This window comes from Actinoplanes sp. NPDC026623 (assembly GCF_040638275.1).
Classification (GTDB): domain Bacteria; phylum Actinomycetota; class Actinomycetes; order Mycobacteriales; family Micromonosporaceae; genus Actinoplanes.
The window spans coordinates 1-14,980 of record NZ_JBEZXZ010000050.1 but is presented as its reverse complement, the minus strand read 5'-3'; the positions used below and the strand labels follow the sequence as shown (position 1 = coordinate 14,980).

The 14,980-nt window shown below is 71.1% G+C and carries 11 protein-coding genes and 1 pseudogene; 11 read left to right on the top strand and 1 reads right to left on the bottom strand.

Going from position 1 to position 14,980, the window contains the following annotated elements:
* Position 1 precedes the first annotated feature (1 nt).
* The 8 genes from AB0F10_RS17310 to AB0F10_RS17275 are packed head-to-tail and all read left to right on the top strand — an operon-like array spanning position 2 to position 11,070.
* The gene (locus tag AB0F10_RS17310; RefSeq protein WP_360625217.1) at positions 2 to 1,132 is read left to right on the top strand and encodes a hypothetical protein; all 1,131 of its coding nucleotides are present in this window, start codon (positions 2 to 4) and stop codon (positions 1,130 to 1,132) included.
* On the top strand, positions 1,129 to 1,851 hold the full coding sequence (locus AB0F10_RS17305) for a phage baseplate assembly protein V (protein WP_360625214.1): 723 nt from the start codon (positions 1,129 to 1,131) through the stop codon (positions 1,849 to 1,851). The genes AB0F10_RS17310 and AB0F10_RS17305 overlap by 4 nt, the downstream gene beginning before the upstream one ends.
* A gap of 2 nt (positions 1,852 to 1,853) precedes the next feature.
* Complete coding sequence (locus AB0F10_RS17300; RefSeq protein ID WP_360625211.1) at positions 1,854 to 2,312, top strand: hypothetical protein; 459 nt, start codon at positions 1,854 to 1,856, stop codon at positions 2,310 to 2,312.
* Positions 2,309 to 2,668, top strand: a complete 360-nt coding sequence (locus AB0F10_RS17295; protein WP_360625208.1) for a GPW/gp25 family protein — start codon at positions 2,309 to 2,311, stop codon at positions 2,666 to 2,668. The genes AB0F10_RS17300 and AB0F10_RS17295 overlap by 4 nt, the downstream gene beginning before the upstream one ends.
* Positions 2,669 to 2,689: 21 nt before the next feature.
* On the top strand, positions 2,690 to 4,246 hold the full coding sequence (locus tag AB0F10_RS17290) for a baseplate J/gp47 family protein (protein ID WP_360625206.1): 1,557 nt from the start codon (positions 2,690 to 2,692) through the stop codon (positions 4,244 to 4,246).
* Positions 4,247 to 4,248: 2 nt separating this feature from the next.
* Positions 4,249 to 6,246, top strand: coding sequence for a hypothetical protein (locus tag AB0F10_RS17285; protein ID WP_360625203.1), 1,998 nt, complete (start codon positions 4,249 to 4,251; stop codon positions 6,244 to 6,246).
* Between the two features lie 13 nt (positions 6,247 to 6,259).
* Complete coding sequence (locus AB0F10_RS17280) at positions 6,260 to 7,774, top strand: IPT/TIG domain-containing protein (RefSeq protein WP_360625200.1); 1,515 nt, start codon at positions 6,260 to 6,262, stop codon at positions 7,772 to 7,774.
* 29 nt (positions 7,775 to 7,803) lie between these two features.
* Positions 7,804 to 11,070, top strand: coding sequence for a hypothetical protein (locus AB0F10_RS17275; protein WP_360625197.1), 3,267 nt, complete (start codon positions 7,804 to 7,806; stop codon positions 11,068 to 11,070).
* 72 nt (positions 11,071 to 11,142) lie between these two features.
* Here the strand turns inward: AB0F10_RS17275 and AB0F10_RS17270 are convergent, their stop codons facing one another.
* Positions 11,143 to 12,405, bottom strand: a complete 1,263-nt coding sequence (locus AB0F10_RS17270; protein WP_360625194.1) for a GAF domain-containing protein — start codon at positions 12,403 to 12,405, stop codon at positions 11,143 to 11,145.
* Positions 12,406 to 12,846: 441 nt separating this feature from the next.
* On the opposite strand from AB0F10_RS17270, the gene AB0F10_RS17265 reads away from it, so the two are divergent.
* The 3 genes and pseudogenes from AB0F10_RS17265 to AB0F10_RS17255 form a co-directional block, all read left to right on the top strand.
* Positions 12,847 to 13,557, top strand: coding sequence for a SigB/SigF/SigG family RNA polymerase sigma factor (locus AB0F10_RS17265; RefSeq protein WP_360625312.1), 711 nt, complete (start codon positions 12,847 to 12,849; stop codon positions 13,555 to 13,557).
* A gap of 241 nt (positions 13,558 to 13,798) precedes the next feature.
* Complete coding sequence (locus AB0F10_RS17260; RefSeq protein WP_360625191.1) at positions 13,799 to 14,536, top strand: DUF4118 domain-containing protein; 738 nt, start codon at positions 13,799 to 13,801, stop codon at positions 14,534 to 14,536.
* Between the two features lie 187 nt (positions 14,537 to 14,723).
* Positions 14,724 to 14,980 (top strand): annotated as a pseudogene (locus AB0F10_RS17255) (amino acid transporter); the annotation flags it as partial.

Sequence of the window (14,980 nt, the reverse complement as noted above, 5' to 3'; positions counted from 1 at the left end):
GATGCAGAGCGAGAACATCCGGATCACCTTCGGCGGCGCCGAGATACCGCAGGTCTACGACGACCTCGTGGCCCTGGAGATCGAGCTGGACGACGAGCTGACCGGGATGTTCCGGATGAAGCTGGCGCTGCTGCTCGACAGCGACGGCGCCTGGAACTACCTCGACGACGACCGGTTCGCCCTCTGGCAGAAGGTCGTCATCACCGCCGGACTGGACGACGACAGCCCGCAGCTCATCGCCGGCCACATCACCCACCTGCGGCCCGACTTCGGCGCCGGTCTGGAGCAGTGCGTCCTCGAGATCTGGGGGATGGACGCGGGGGCGCTGATGGACCGGGTCGACCGGCTGCGGGACTTCAGCAACAAGCGCGACAGCGACATCGCCACCCTGCTGTTCAAGGAGAACCACCTGACGCCGCGGGTGACCGACACCGAGATCGTGCACGACGAGAAGGTCTCGACCATCATCCAGCGCGAGACCGACATGCAACTGCTGCGCCGGCTCGCCCTGCGCAACGGCTTCGAGTGCTGGGTGGACGGCGACGTCGGCTACTTCGGCCCGCCCGGGCTCGCCGGCGACCCGCAGCCCGTGCTGGCCGTCCAGTTCGGCGACGAGACGACGGTCAGCCGCTTCAGCCTGCAGGTCAACGGGTTCGCCACGACCGACGTCGCGATGCACCAGATCGACCACCTCAGCGGCGAGCTGCTCGAGGCCACGGCCGACTCCGCCAGCGAGGACGAGATGGGTTCCAGCCTGTCGAACGAGTTCCTTCCGGCCGGCGTACCGCCGGGGCGGGTGATCGTGGCGCAGACGGTGACGACCGGCGCGCCGGAGATGACCGCGCTCGCGCAGGGCCTCTACGACGACGGCTCCTGGTTCGTCACCGGGGAGGGCGACGTGATCGCCAACGACTACGAGACAGTGCTCAAGCCGCGCGCGACGGTGACGATCAAGGGCATCGGCGAGACCTACAGCGGCGTCTACTACGTCACCCACGTCACCCACTGCTTCACGCCGGACGGCTACCAGCAGCACTTCAAGGTCAAGCGCAACGCGCTGGGCACGACCGGCACCGAGAACTTCGGCGGCGACGGCGGCGGCCTGCTCGGAGCCCTGGCGGGTGCGCTGTGAATCGCGAGCGGGCCGGCACCCCGGTCGAGCTCGAGCGGATCGTGGCCGGGCTGGTCGAGCAGGTCGAGCGCCGGTTCTGGGGCAAGTACCGGGGCCGGGTGGTGGACAACGAGGATCCGGCGCGGCTGGGCCGGCTGCGGGTCAGCGTGCCCAGCGTGCTCGGGCCGGACGTCGTCACCGGATGGGCCAGCCCGTGCGCGCCGTACGGCGGCGCCGCCGACCAGGGCATGTTCTTCATCCCCGAGCGCAAGGCCGGGGTGTGGATCGAATTCGAGGAGGGTGACCTCGAGTTCCCGATCTGGGTCGGCACCTACTGGAGCCGTCCGGACGACGGCAGCGAGGTGCCGCTGGCCAACGCGGCCGCCGACGCGAGCGAGGCGGCCGAGCCGCAGCAGGTGCCCACCCGCAAGACGATCAAGACGCTCAAGGGGCACACCCTGCAGTTCGAGGACGCCGACAAGGCCGAGGCGATCCTGCTCTACGAGGGCGTCAACGGTCACCTGGTGACCCTCGACAAGAACGGGATCGCGGTGCTCGACGGCTTCGGCAACGAGGTGGTGCTGAGCAAGGACGGCATCCGGCTCACCGACCTCACCGGCAACGAGATCTCGATGACCGGGGACGCGCTGACCATCATCGCGAAAAAGGACCTGACCATCGACGCCACCGGCAAGAAGGTGCAGATCATCGCCTCCGCCATCGACCTGACGAAGGGATGACCATGGCCAAGCTGGTGGTGCGGAACGACCCGGTCGACGGCACCGACACCCACGCGGTGAGCGGCACCCTGCCGAACTCCGCGCCGTACACCGGCACCGGAGACTACGACTACCAGGGTGAGGTGGTCAGCGGGCTCAGCGCGTTGGTCACGGTGGACGGCGTCGCCCTGGCCGTGGTGAAGAGCGGCAGCAAGCTGCGTTCCGCCGGCGCGACGGCGCACACCGCGCCGCTGGGCAAGAACTTCGCGCCGGCCGGACCGAACGCGGCGACGCTCGTCTTCGTGCCGACCGCCGGGGTCGGCGACGGGGTGCCGTCGGCGACCGCGGGCAGCACGCTGCTCAAGGTGGACGGCGTCAAGGCGCTGCTCGACGGCGACACCTTCGACACCTGCGCGGTCCTCGGCGGCAAGGCGGCCGCGACGGTGGCGGCGCAGGGGCAGGGCTGGGTGACGTCGGCATGAGCACCGGATTCGGCTTCCCCTTCGCGGTCACCGACGGCGGCATCGCCCCCGATCCGGACGACGACGTCGAGCTCCGCGGCAAGATCATTCAGGTGCTGTTCACCGCGCCGGGCGAGCGGGTGAACCAGCCCGAGTTCGGCTGCGGCCTCTTCACCCTGGTCTTCGACCCGAACAACACGATCATGGCGGCGGCGGTGGAGTTCACCGTCGGGCAGGCACTGACCCGCTGGCTCGGCGACGACCTGGTCGTGGCCGGCGTGGACGTCGCGGCCGAGGACGAGGCGCTGTCCGTGGAGGTCGCCTACGTGCGCCGCCGCGACCTGGCGCGCTCGGCGGTCCGGGTGCAGTTCCGATGAGCAGGCAGACGGGAACCCCTCATGGCTGAGATCAACCAGTCGGACGGCCGGCCGGTCGTCGACTACATGGCGCGCGACTACGACAGCCTGCTGCGGGCGATGCGCGAGCTCATCCCGCAGAAGCTCGCCGAGTGGCGGGACTTCACCAACGAGGCCGACTTCGGCAACGTGCTGCTGGAACTGTTCGCACACACCGGCGACATCCTCAGCTACTACCAGGACCGGGTGGCCAACGAGAGCTTCCTCGGCACCGCGCGTACCCGGCGCGGCGTCATCGAGCATCTGCGGCTGATCGGCTACGAGCTGGGCACCGCCGCCCCGGCGTCGGCGGCGCTGTCGCTGTCCGTACCGAAGAGCGTCACGGCCTCGGTCACCGTCGCCAAGGGCGACGCGTTCGCGACCAAGAGCCAGAAGAACCGGGCCGGCGCCCGGTTCGAATACGCCCGCGACGCGCCCGTCACGATCAACTTCGCGACCCTGCCGGTCGACCCGGTCACCGGCCGCAAGGTGTACGCGGGCCTGCCGGTCGAGGAGGGCCGGCTGTTCACCGCGGAGGTCATCGGCCAGTCCGACGGCGGCGCCAACCAGCGTTTCCCGCTGGCACACGCCGGGGTGATCCTGCGGCCGCCCGGCGCGGCGCTCACCGGGCAGGACATCACCGTCCTGACCACCCTCGGACCCGCCGTCGACAGCTGGACCCTGCGCGAGAGCCTGGCGTTCAGCCAGGCCGCCCAGCGGGACTTCAGCGTGCAGGTCGACGCCGACGACCGGGCCGTCGTGATCTTCGGCGACGGCACCTTCGGCAAGGTGCCGCCGCGCGGCGCGACCATCACCGCGACCTACCGGGTCGGCGGCGGCGCGGCCGGCAACGTCGCCGCCGGCGCGATCGGCACGATCGTCGACGCGCCGAACCTGGCCCTGCTGGGCGCGGCCGTGACCAACCCGGGGCCGGCCACCGGCGGCGCCGACCGCGAGGACATCGAGCACGCGGTCAAGCACGCCCCCGCGGTCTTCCGGTCGCTGCGCCGCGCGGTCACCGCCGCCGACTACGAACAGATCGCGCACAGCTTCAAGGGTGTCGGCAAGGTCCGTGCCGTGGCCACCGGCTGGAACCAGGTGACCCTGTACGTCGCGCCGCAGGGCGGCGGCAAGGTCAGCGACGTGCTCGAGGCGAACCTCAAGGGCTTCTTCGAGGACAAGCGGATGCTCAGCCAGATCGTCGAGGTCGCCGACGTGGACTACATCCCGATCCGGGTCACCGCCGAGGTGGCGGTCGAGGGCTTCTACCTGCCCGACGACGTGCTCGCCCAGGTCCGCGCCGCCGCCGCCGACCTGCTCGACTTCGACCGGGTCGGCTTCAACCAGACCGTCTACCTGAGCAAGTTCTACGAGCAGTGCCAGGACGTGCCGGGCGTGATCTTCCTGAACATCACCGAGTTCCGGCGCGGCGACCGGCCGGCACCGGCGGTGGAGCCGCTGGGCAAGATCGAACTCGGGGCCAACGAGATCCCGGTGATACCCGCCGACGACGGCTACACGAGCGGGATCCGGCTCGTCCTGCTGCCCGGGGTGCGATGACCATGCGCCTGCTAGCGATCACCGCCGTCGCCCGGCCGGAAGGCAACCAGGTCGACCTGAGCTGGACGAATCCGCAGCCCGCCGAGTTCCCCGGCATCCGGGTGCTGCGCCGCGAGGGCACCCACCCGACCGGCCCGGCGGACGGCGACCTGGTCGTGGACGGCACCGGGCTCAGCTCCTTCTCCGACCTCGGGCTGCGGGGCGAGACGGTCTACTACTACGCCTTCTTCCCGTACGCGGGGAATCCGCCGGTCTACGACCTGGACCGGCACAACCGGGCCGCCGCGACCGCGACCTCGCCCTACGACTTCGCCGGCCAGATGTACGCGATGCTGCCGTCCATCTACCGCCGCTACGACTCGGTGCGCGGCGACGAGGACGGTCAGCTGCGCCGCTTCCTCGACCTGCCCGGCGGCGAACTGGACCGGCTGTACAGCCTGACCCGGATGCTGCTCGGCGCGTCCTCGGTGGACCGTGTCGACGGCGCGCTGCTGCCGCTGCTCGCGCAGTGGATCGGCTGGCGCACCAACCACGGCCTGGAGCTGGACCAGCAGCGCAACGAGATCCGGTTCGCGCCGCGGATCTACCAGACCATCGGCGGGCTGGACGCGGTCGGCGCCACCGTCGCCCGGGTCACCGGCTGGCCGAGCGTGACCAAGGAGTACGTGCACAACGTCGCGCGCACCAACGCCCCGGAGCGGCTCAACCTGTGGTCCGCCGTCCGCGACTCCGCCGGGGTGCTGGGCGAACCGGCCCTGGCGTCGCTGAACTTCGCCTACGACGGCCGGCCGGTCACGGTCGGCGAGGCCGACGGGGCCGTCCTGCTGATCTATCACACGCACCGGGCGCACGGCTGGGACATCTGGGCCAAGCGCTGGACGGCGGCGGGCGGCTGGGAACCCAGCGCGCCGCTGGTCGACCGGCCGGGCATCGACAAGCATCCGAGCGCGGCCCTCGCCGGCGGCAAGCTGTGGCTCTTCTGGCAGAGCTACGACCCCGCGGAACGGCCCGGGCCGCCGCGGTGGCGGATCTCGTTCGCGGTCCGGACCGGCACGACCTGGTCGGCACCGCAGGTCTTCGGCGACGACGCCACCGAGCGCCGGATGCCCGCGGCCGTGGCCGACGCGACGGGCGGGGTGTGGCTGTTCTGGCGCGAGCTCGCCGGCGGCGCCTGGCAGCTGCGCTGGAACCGGCACGACGGCACCAAGTGGCAGCTGACGACGCCGGCGACCATGCCGCTCGACGGCGGGAACGATCCCCGGATCGAGGACGACCTGCAGGTGATGTTCCATCCGGGCGCCGCGGCACAGCCGATCTGGCTGTTCTGGACCCGCCAGGGCGCCGACGGGCCACCCGGGCAGACCCGCCGGGACATCGCGTACCGGATCAAGACCGACCTGAACCCGGCGGCGACCGCCTGGTCCGTCGTGCGGACCGTGCCCAAGACCGGCGGCGAGCCGTATCACGACCGGTACCCGTACCCGCAGGTGACCGGGACGGGCGACGTCGAGCTGGTGTGGAGCACCACCCGGGGCGGCGGCGCGACGGTCGTCCGCAACGTGCTGGCGCGCACCCCGATGACCTGGGGGCCGGCGCAGACGCTGGTCGGCGGCCCGTTCGCCGGCCGGGCGCCGGCCGTGGCGAGCGCGGGCGGCGGCGCCACCCTGCTGATCTACCGCAGCAACCGGAGCCTGCCGCACGACTCGGGGGCGCTGCACACCCTCGACAACCGCTACGCCGGCACCACGACGGCGGACACCGACGGCGCCGCGAAGCTCGCGCTGCGGGGCACGTTCACGGACTTCCAGACCTACGTCTACGACGCCGGGTCCGCCGGAGTTCGCACCAACGACGACCGGATCGCCCGCGACACCGTCGGGCTGTTCCTGACGCCGGACGTCGCCGACCCGGACGAGATACGCGCCGCGGTGGCCCGGCTGGCCGAGGCGATCCGCGAGTTCATGCCGGTCACCACCCGAGCCGTCTTCATCACGTCCTAGAAGGGAGGTCGCCATGGCCGACTATTCGGTGAGCCCGCTCGACCTGCTGCTGTCCAACCGGCAGAAGGGCTACGTGGGGATACACATCGAGCAAGGGGTCCCCGTCCTGGACCGGGATCTCAACCTGCTGCACGACCTGGTCGCCGCCACGGTCCGCGACGTCGTCACGCGCTACATCGGCAACGGCTCGCCGGCCGGCGAGGACGGCTTCGTGATCCAGGCGCTGCCGGCGGCGGACGCCGACCAGAACTTCGGGATCAGCCCCGGCGCGTCCGGCTTCGGCCGCTGCCTCGTCGGCGGCATCGAGGTCACGCTCGACCGCCTGGTCCAGTACACGACCCAGGCCGCCGGCCCGCTGAGCACACCGACCGCGGCGCAGCCGGACCCGCGCGTCGACACCGTCTACCTCGACGTCTTCCTGGTCGAGGTGGACGGACTGACCGACACCGACCTGACCAACGCCCAGGACGTCGGGGTGCAGACCTCGGTGCGGCTCAAGCCGGCGTGGGTGGTCCGGGTGGCCGAGGGGATCCCGGTGCCGGCACCCGCCGCCGGGCACGCCTTCGCCACGCTTGCCGAGATCGCCCGGCCGCGCGGCAACTCCGTGATCACCGCCTCGATGATCACCGACAGGCGGCAGCGCAACATGACGGTGTCCGACATGGAGCGCCGGCTGCGACGGGTGGAGAACGCGCTGCTGCCGACGTTCGTCGCGCCGATGTTCGCGCCGAAGATCGGTGCCGCCGGGTCGCCGGTGACGATCTTCGGCACCAACTTCAACGTCGGCGCGGCCATCGTGCGCTTCGGCGAGACCCTGGCGACCGGCGTGGTCGTGAACTCGCCGACCCAGATCACGGCGACCGTGCCGCGGGGCATCGCGACCGAGGGCACGGCGGTCGGCGCGTTCATCAGCGTGGAGAACGCGGCCGGCCGGGTCTTCACGAGCCCGGCGTTCAGCGTCCAGCCGGGGCCCGCGTTCGGGGTGCCCGGGCAGCAGTTCACGCCGGCCAACGGGGTGGCCGGGGCACAGGTGACGCTCAAGGGCGACAACCTCAACGTCTCCGGCCTCGCGGTCCAGTTCGGCACCGTCACCGCCACGGTGGTCGGCTCGCCGACCGCACACCAGGCCGTGGTCCAGGTGCCGCCGGGCCTGGTGCCGGGCGGAAACGCCAGCGCGTCGGTGAAGATCACGATCACCACGGACCAGGGCAGCGTGGTCAGCGACGACACCTTCCGGGCCGACCAGCCGGTGCCGCCGCCGGCCTTCACCGGGCAGCAGTTCGCGCCCAAGACCGGGGTCGGCGGCGACAACATCACCATCTTCGGCACCAATTTCAACGTCGCGGGCCTGACGGTCAAGTTCGACACCGTGACCGCCGCGCTCGTCGGCAGCCCCACCGCGTCCCAGGTCGTCGCCAAGGTGCCGACCGGCATGGTCACCGGCGGCGTCTCCAGAACCGTACCGATCACGGTGAGCACGGCCGGCGGAACGGTCGTCAGCACCAGCAACTTCCAGGTCAACGGATAGCGGCCGTACGCCGCGAGAAGAGGCCAGTCATGACGTTCGAAGTCCATCCACACGACCCCAACACCCCGCCGATCGAGCCGTACAAGGTCGATCCGGGCGGAAACGTCGACGACACGGCGACGAGGCCGTTCACCCAGATCGACGGCCCGAGCACGGTTCCCGACGTGTACCCGAAGATGATGTTCATCCGGGTCGCCGTCTCCGGCACCCCGACGGCGACACCCCCGCTGCTGTTCGTGCAGTGCGGCACGGGCCCCAAGGTGCAGGTGAAACTCACTCCGACCACGCCGGTGCCGAAGAGTGCGGACCCCGCCGACCTGGTGGCCGACGTCAAGCTGATGCCGGGCCAGCTGACAAACGTGCAACTGATCCGCATCGGCTTCTACGACGCCGCGTCCGCCGAGTCGTGGAGCATCGGCATCTACAACCCGGACGCCGCCGTCCGCAAGTACACCTGGGTGGTGGCCGGGACCGAGGCCGAGACGGCCCAGCCGTGGCTCTCCGTGCCGACCGGCGCGCTGTCCATCACCTCGCTTGTCAACCGGCCGAACGAGAGCGCCGACAAGATCATCAAGATCTCGCGCTCGGTGCAGGTGTCCAACTTCGGCACGGCGCCGCTGAACGTCGACGCGCTGAGCCCCGCGCTGCCGGCGACCCTGGAGGCCGTCGGCGGGCCGCCGTTCACCGTCGCCCCCGGCGAGACCGCCGACCTGGTGCTCCGCTACACCCCGCCGACCGCCGGCCCGGCCCAGCTCAACCGGACCCTGACGCTGACGTCGACCCCGCCCGACACCACCGTCGGCACCACCGGCAGCCACAACAAGACCTTCCAGATCCAGGCGATCGCGCAGCGTCTCGAGGTCGTCATGCTGCTCGACGACTCGGGCAGCATGGGCACCGACCCGCTCGGCGGCCAGCCGGCGACCCCGGCCACCTCGCGGTGGGGAGAGCTGGTCTCGGCCGCCAACCCGTTCCTCGACCTGCTCGCGTTCTTCGGCTCCGGGCGCGGCAAGTTCGGCATCGCCCGGTTCCCGGCACCCGACCCGAGCAACCCGTCCACGTACGACGTCGTGCCGATGACCGACATCACCACGGACATGTCCCCGGCGCAGACCAAGGTGTCCGCGATCGTGCCGTTCAACGGCACGCCGATGGGCGACGGGCTCTTCCGCGTCCTCGGCCCGACCAGCTACTTCAGCAACGACAAGCTGAACCGCCGCTGGCTGATCCTGATGAGCGACGGCGCGCACAACTCCGGCACCCACCAGCCGCAGGAGTTCATCGCCGCGCCGAACGGCACCGCGCCGGCCGGCACGTCGCTCGACGACAAGGACATCTCGCTGTTCAGCGTCGCGTACGGCATCGACGGCTTCACCGACGTCAACCCGGTGCTGCTCAAGGAGCTCGCCACCGGCTCGCAGGCCGGCGGCCAGTTCCGGGCCGTCGACCAGGAGGGCGTCACCGCCACGACGCTGTCGGCGCAGATCCGCGACACCATCAAGTCCGGCCTGACCGCCGCCACCTCCCCGCTCGACCCCACCGGCGTGTTCGTGATCGGCTCGGGGGAGAAGCGGCACGAGGTCGTCCTGACCGAGTACGACGACCGGGCCGCGTTCATCCTGAGCTGGAACACCCCGCAGACCGACCGGCTGCGCCTCGAGCTGATCACGCCGGGCTGCGGCCTGATCACGCCGGAGAACGCCGGCACCGGGCGCTACGGCAGCGTCGTCTACAAGGCCGGCGACCGCTCCGCGATGTACCTGGTCGACACCGAGTACCTGCGCCACGGCGGCGGTGACACCGGCGGCATCGGCCTCGCCGGCACCGGCGACGGCACCGGCGGTGGGGGAGCCAGCGCCGCCGGCACCTGGACCTTCAAGATCACCAGCCCGGACGGCGGCGTGATCTTCCTGAACGCCGACGGGGAGGGCGGGGGGCAGGACACCGAGACCTACGTCTACGACACCATCGTCGAGTCCGGGCTCAAGGTGGAGGTGTCGCCGGACCGCCCCACCTACTTCGCCGGGCAGCCCATCACGATCTCCGCGCGGATCACCGCCGACGGCCGGCCGATCCGCGACGCCGCGGTGACGATGTCCACCACCAAGCCGGCCGAGTCGTTCACGAACTTCCTCGCCGGGCTCAAGGTGCCGGACGCGGCGCTCAAACAGGCACAGGAGCAGCTGTCCGGAAAGGACGCCAGCCCGCTGCTGGTCAAGCAGCTCGCCGCGCAGATCGCCGGGCTCACCTTCGGCGGCGGCACCAACCGGTTCGGCGTCGCGATGATCGACAAGAACAACGACGGCGTCTACTCCGCCACCTTCACCAACACCTCGGTCCCGGAGCGCTACACCTTCTACGTCACCGCGTTCGGCGTGACCGACGACGGTGTCAGCTTCCGCCGCGAGGGCAAGCAGGAGACATTCGTCGAGGTCCTGCCCGACCCCGAGTTCACCCAGCTGGACATCACCACGGTCAGCCCCGGGGTGTGCCAGGTGACCGCGATCCCGCAGGACCAGTTCGGCAACGTCGTGCTGATCGACCCGGCGGTCACCGGCGGTTTCGGGGTCGTCGCCCCGGACGCCACGGTCGGCCCGCTGGTCAGCGGGCTGGACGGCACCTACACCACCACTGTGACGTTCGACCCGAAGCAGTCACCGCAGATCGGCTTCCAGACCGGCGGCACCGACGTGGTGAAGCCGGTCCGCACGTTCCCGCTCGCCGAGCTGCGCTATCCCGACCGGGTCGTGCAGTACAACCCCGGCCCGATCATCAAGTCGAACAAGCACGACAACCCGAAGGCGGCCCTCGGCAGCGTCGCCGAGAAGCCGACCGACAAGTTCGTCTCCCTCGGCGCGCGCGGCAGCGTCATTCTGGCGATCAAGCGCACGCTGATCCTGGCGGAGGCCGACGAGGACATCACCGTCTTCGTCGCATCCCAGGCCGAGCGGCGCAGCTACCGGGTCGAGGCGTTCTCCCTGATCAAGGGGGACTGGGTGCAGCTGGGCAGCTCGGTCGGCACCACGATGTCGTTCGGCCTGGCCGCCGCCGGCCTCAAGTTCACCCCGGCGATCCGGATCACCGACACCAGCAACGTGATCCGCGACGCCGACCTCAAGCCGCTGGACGCACCGGGCGTCGGCGTGCGTGGCTTCGGCGCGCTGCGCACCACCCGGGACATTCCGCACGGCCGGTGGAACTGGCCGCACTGGTGGGACACCAACGACCACGACGACGACCACGATCACGACCACGACCACGACCACGATCACGACCACGATCACGACCACCACTGAGCGAACGGCTGGGTGGACGGCAGGCGGCCGCCGGTCGGTGACGGACTGGCGGCCGTCTGCTCAGCGTGAGGCTCAGCGGTGCAGGTAGGCGGCCAGGCCGCCGAGTGCCTCGCTCGCGATGAACACCGACCGGACGTTGATGATGGCCTCCTCGACGTGGGCGGGGCAGCCCCACGCCGCGTCGCCCCACGAGTCGGCGATCTTGATCTCGGCCGGTGCGGTGCACCCGCCGGTGCCGCCGAGCTGGCAGCGATCGGGGTGCGGCGCGGCGGCCTGCGCGGCCGCGGCGGTACGCATCTGTGCGGCGAGCTCCGCGGCGGCGGTTGCGCGTTGCTCGGCCTCGGCGCGCAGTTCCCGCTCCACCCGCACCGCCTCGGCCAGGGCCCGGCGGGCCGACTCGGCGTGCTCCTCGGCGGCCACCTTGGCCCGCTCGATGTGGTGGCGCTCGATGGCCAGGGCCGCGGTGCCCGCGAAGACCCGGGCGACGGCGAGGTCGGAGTCCTGCGGGACCCGCGGGACGCGGTGGTACATGGCGAAGGTGCCGAGCAGGCCGCCGTCGCGGGCCAGGATCGGCGTGGACCAGCAGGCGGCCAGCCCGGCCCGGCCGGCCAGGTCCCGGAAGTCGGCCCAGAACGGGTCGGTGGCGATGTCGGTGACGATGACCGGTTCCCGCCGGTGGGCGGCGGTGCCGCAGGAGCCGACGCCTTCACCGGTGGCGATCCCGTCGATGGCCTCGTTGTAGAAGCCGGGCAGGCTGGGCGCGGCGCCGTGGTGCAGGTGCCGGCCGTCCGGGTCGGCGAGCAGGACGGACACGAGCACCTCCTGCGGTGCGAGATCCTCGATGCTGCGGGCCATCCCGTCGAGCACCTCGCTCAGGGGTGCCTGACGGGCGATCTGCTCGAGCAGGGCACGGTGCTCGGCCATCAGCCGCTGGGCGTGCTTGACCTGAGTGGTCTCCACGCCGAGCACCCGAACGCCGCTCACGGCGCCGCCGGGGTCCCGGCGCGGCTCGTAGGTGAAGTCGAAGAACGCCTCCCGGCCGTGCGGGACCGCGCCCAGCTCGACGCGGACGTCCCGGCCCGTGCAGGGCTCGCCCGTGCGGTAGACCCGGTCCAGCTGGGCGATGAGGTCCTGACCGGCCAGCTCGGGCGTGAGGTCCACGAGCGCGACCCCGGTGCGGGCATCCTCGTCGCCGAGGAGGGCCAGGAACGCCGGGTTCGCCGCCACCAGCAGGTGGTCCGGCCCCGCGAGCGCCGCGAAAAGGGCAGTCGACTGCCCGAACAACGCCCGATGGTCCAGCTCCGCCGCCTGCCCGGCGGACGCCGGGTCTGCCACGGCAGGCCAGTGGCCTGATACCGCCGTCATGTGGTCGCCTCTCGTCTGCGGACGTGTGCAACGTTCGACGGCTCACCGGCCGGTGAGCCATCGGCTGAGTCCGGTTGCCGCAGAACCGCAGCGTGCTGACCACGAACCTGCCCCGACGATAGCGCGCACCGCCTCGTTCACCGGCACGGGCCGCAGCCGGGAATCCCGGCCCGCGCCGGTACCGGACCGAGCACAGAACGTGACTCATACTTTCGGCTAGCCATCCACCTGACTGTTCGGCTATGGTCTTGCTGCCGAACGGGCATCCGGGCTGGCTGAACGACTGGAGGACACATCATGACCACGACATCCGTCGAGACGGCCACCCGGTCGGTCATCACCCAGAGTGATTCGATCGTTGGCGACCGGGAGGCCGATGTCGCCGGCGACCTGATCAACGCGCTGGCCGCCATGCCCGCCGGTCATCCGTCCCGGCAGTCGCTGCGAGACAAGACCATCGAGGCGTGGCTGCCCCTGGCCCGGCACCTCGCCCAGCGCTACGCCGGCCGCGGCGAACCCGCCGACGACCTCGTGCAGACCGCGACGATCGGGCTGATCAAGGCCGTCGACAGGTTCGACGCGAGCCGCGGCGTCGACTTCGCCGGCTACGCCATCCCGACCATCCTCGGCGAGGTCAAGCGGCACTTCCGGGACCGCACCTGGTCGATCCGGGTGCCCCGCCGGCTGCAGGAGCTGCGCCTGCAGATCACCGAGGCCAACAACACCCTGACGCACAATCTGAACCGCCCGCCCACCGTGGCCGACATCGCGACGCACCTCGGCATCACCGAGGAGGAGGTGCTCGAAGGCCTCGAGGGCGCCCGCGCCTACAACGCCACCAGCCTGTCCACCCCGATCGGCACCGACGGCACCACCGAGCTGGGCGACACCCTCAGCGCCGACGTCAACGACTACGACGCCGTCGACCTGCGCACCAGCCTCGGCCCCGCGCTGGCGAAGCTCGACGAACGCGAACGGACGATCGTCACCCTGCGCTTCTACGGCAACCTGACCCAGTCGCAGATCGCCGAGCGGATCGGCGTCTCCCAGATGCACGTCTCCCGGCTGCTCACCAAGGCGCTCGCCAAGCTGCGCGGGAACATCGACGCCGACATCATCTGAGCCGCCCTACGGGCGCCTTCACACCCCCGGAACGGCTCGGTCCCGCAACGGCGCCGCTGCGACCACCATTGTGGACGGTCTTCCGCCTGTGCGGCCCCGTACCTGGTTGCCGGGGTGAACGCGAGCTGACGGCTCCGGCTCGCCGGCCCGTCCGCCGGGGCGGCGGCGGTTCCGGGACGCTGCCGCACCGGAGAGTGCGAAGTCGCCACGCCCCACGGTGCTTCGTGAGTATGGTCGAGCGGTGGCCACCTGGCGCGGGCGGGACCGGCTTGCCGTCGGTCTCGCGGTCGTTGCTCCGTTCATCGTCTCGACGATGCTGGTGCCGCTGCGCGACCGTATCGAGAACACCGACGTCGCGCTCCTGCTCGTCGTGGTCGTGGTCGCCGTGGCGGGGTTCGGCAACCGGCCGGCCGGATATCTGGCGGCGCTTTCCGCCGGCGTCTGGTTCGACTTCTACTTCACCGAGCCCTATCAGCGCCTCACCATCGGGGACGGGTCCGACGTCGAGACGTTCGTGCTGCTGATGGTGGTGGGAATAGCGGTGACCGAACTTGCGGTGTGGGGTCGTCGGCAGGGCGCCACCGCCCACCGGGAGGCGGGTTATCTCGCGGGCATTCAGGCCGCCGCCGAGGTCGGTGCCACCGGCGGGTCGTCCCAGGACCTGATCAAGCAGGTGTCCGGCCGGCTGGTGGATGTCCTGCACCTGGAGGGCGCCCGGTACCAGCCCGGTGTCGCCGGGTTCGGGGGGCCCGCCCGGCTCTGCCGCGACGGTCGGATCCTGTGGAAGGGCCACGTGTGGGATGTCGACCACGACGGCTTGCCGGCCGAGACCGACATCGAGCTGCTGGTGGAGAACGCCGGCCGCCTGCACGGCCGCTACCTGTTGAGCGCCGTACCCGACACGTCCGCACCGCTGAGCGAGCGCCGGGTCGCGGTGACGCTGGCCGACCAGGTGGGTGCGTCCCTGGGCCGATCCTGATCGCTTGTCGCCTACGCGCGGTCGAGTGCGAGGCTGAGCAGCCGGAACCAATATTGATGCGTTATTAACGCCGGGCACCGGGTCGTGCCGCGGGCCCCGATGAATACTTCCGAGGAGTGCCGTTCCACCACTCCCCAGGAGATTTCGCGTGACCGTTGCCACCCGCCCGCCGGCCGACCGCAACGGGATGCGGGACTGGCTGCTGAAGGGTCTCAACGACCGCGCGCAACGCCATCAGGGCCCGCACGCCCAACCCGAGGGCGAGAAGCCGCACACCTGGTGGCGGGTGATGTGCCTGACCGGTGTCGACTACTTCTCCACCCTCGGCTACCAACCCGGCATCGCCGCCCTCGCCGCCGGGGTCCTCTCCCCGATCGCGACCCTGATCCTGGTCCTCGTCACGCTGCTGGGTGCGCTGCCCGTCTACCGGCGGGTCGCGGCGGA

Bases quoted from the DNA above. Each gene is read 5' to 3' on its own strand.
- AB0F10_RS17295 (WP_360625208.1), top strand. From the start codon at position 2,309: ATGAGCACCGGATTCGGCTTCCCCTTCGCGGTCACCGACGGCGGCATC.
- AB0F10_RS17275 (WP_360625197.1), top strand. From the start codon at position 7,804: ATGACGTTCGAAGTCCATCCACACGACCCCAACACCCCGCCGATCGAG.
- AB0F10_RS17290 (WP_360625206.1), top strand. From the start codon at position 2,690: ATGGCTGAGATCAACCAGTCGGACGGCCGGCCGGTCGTCGACTACATG.
- AB0F10_RS17300 (WP_360625211.1), top strand. From the start codon at position 1,854: ATGGCCAAGCTGGTGGTGCGGAACGACCCGGTCGACGGCACCGACACC.
- AB0F10_RS17265 (WP_360625312.1), top strand. From the start codon at position 12,847: ATGCCCGCCGGTCATCCGTCCCGGCAGTCGCTGCGAGACAAGACCATC.
- AB0F10_RS17285 (WP_360625203.1), top strand. From the start codon at position 4,249: ATGCGCCTGCTAGCGATCACCGCCGTCGCCCGGCCGGAAGGCAACCAG.
- AB0F10_RS17310 (WP_360625217.1), top strand. From the start codon at position 2: ATGCAGAGCGAGAACATCCGGATCACCTTCGGCGGCGCCGAGATACCG.
- AB0F10_RS17280 (WP_360625200.1), top strand. From the start codon at position 6,260: ATGGCCGACTATTCGGTGAGCCCGCTCGACCTGCTGCTGTCCAACCGG.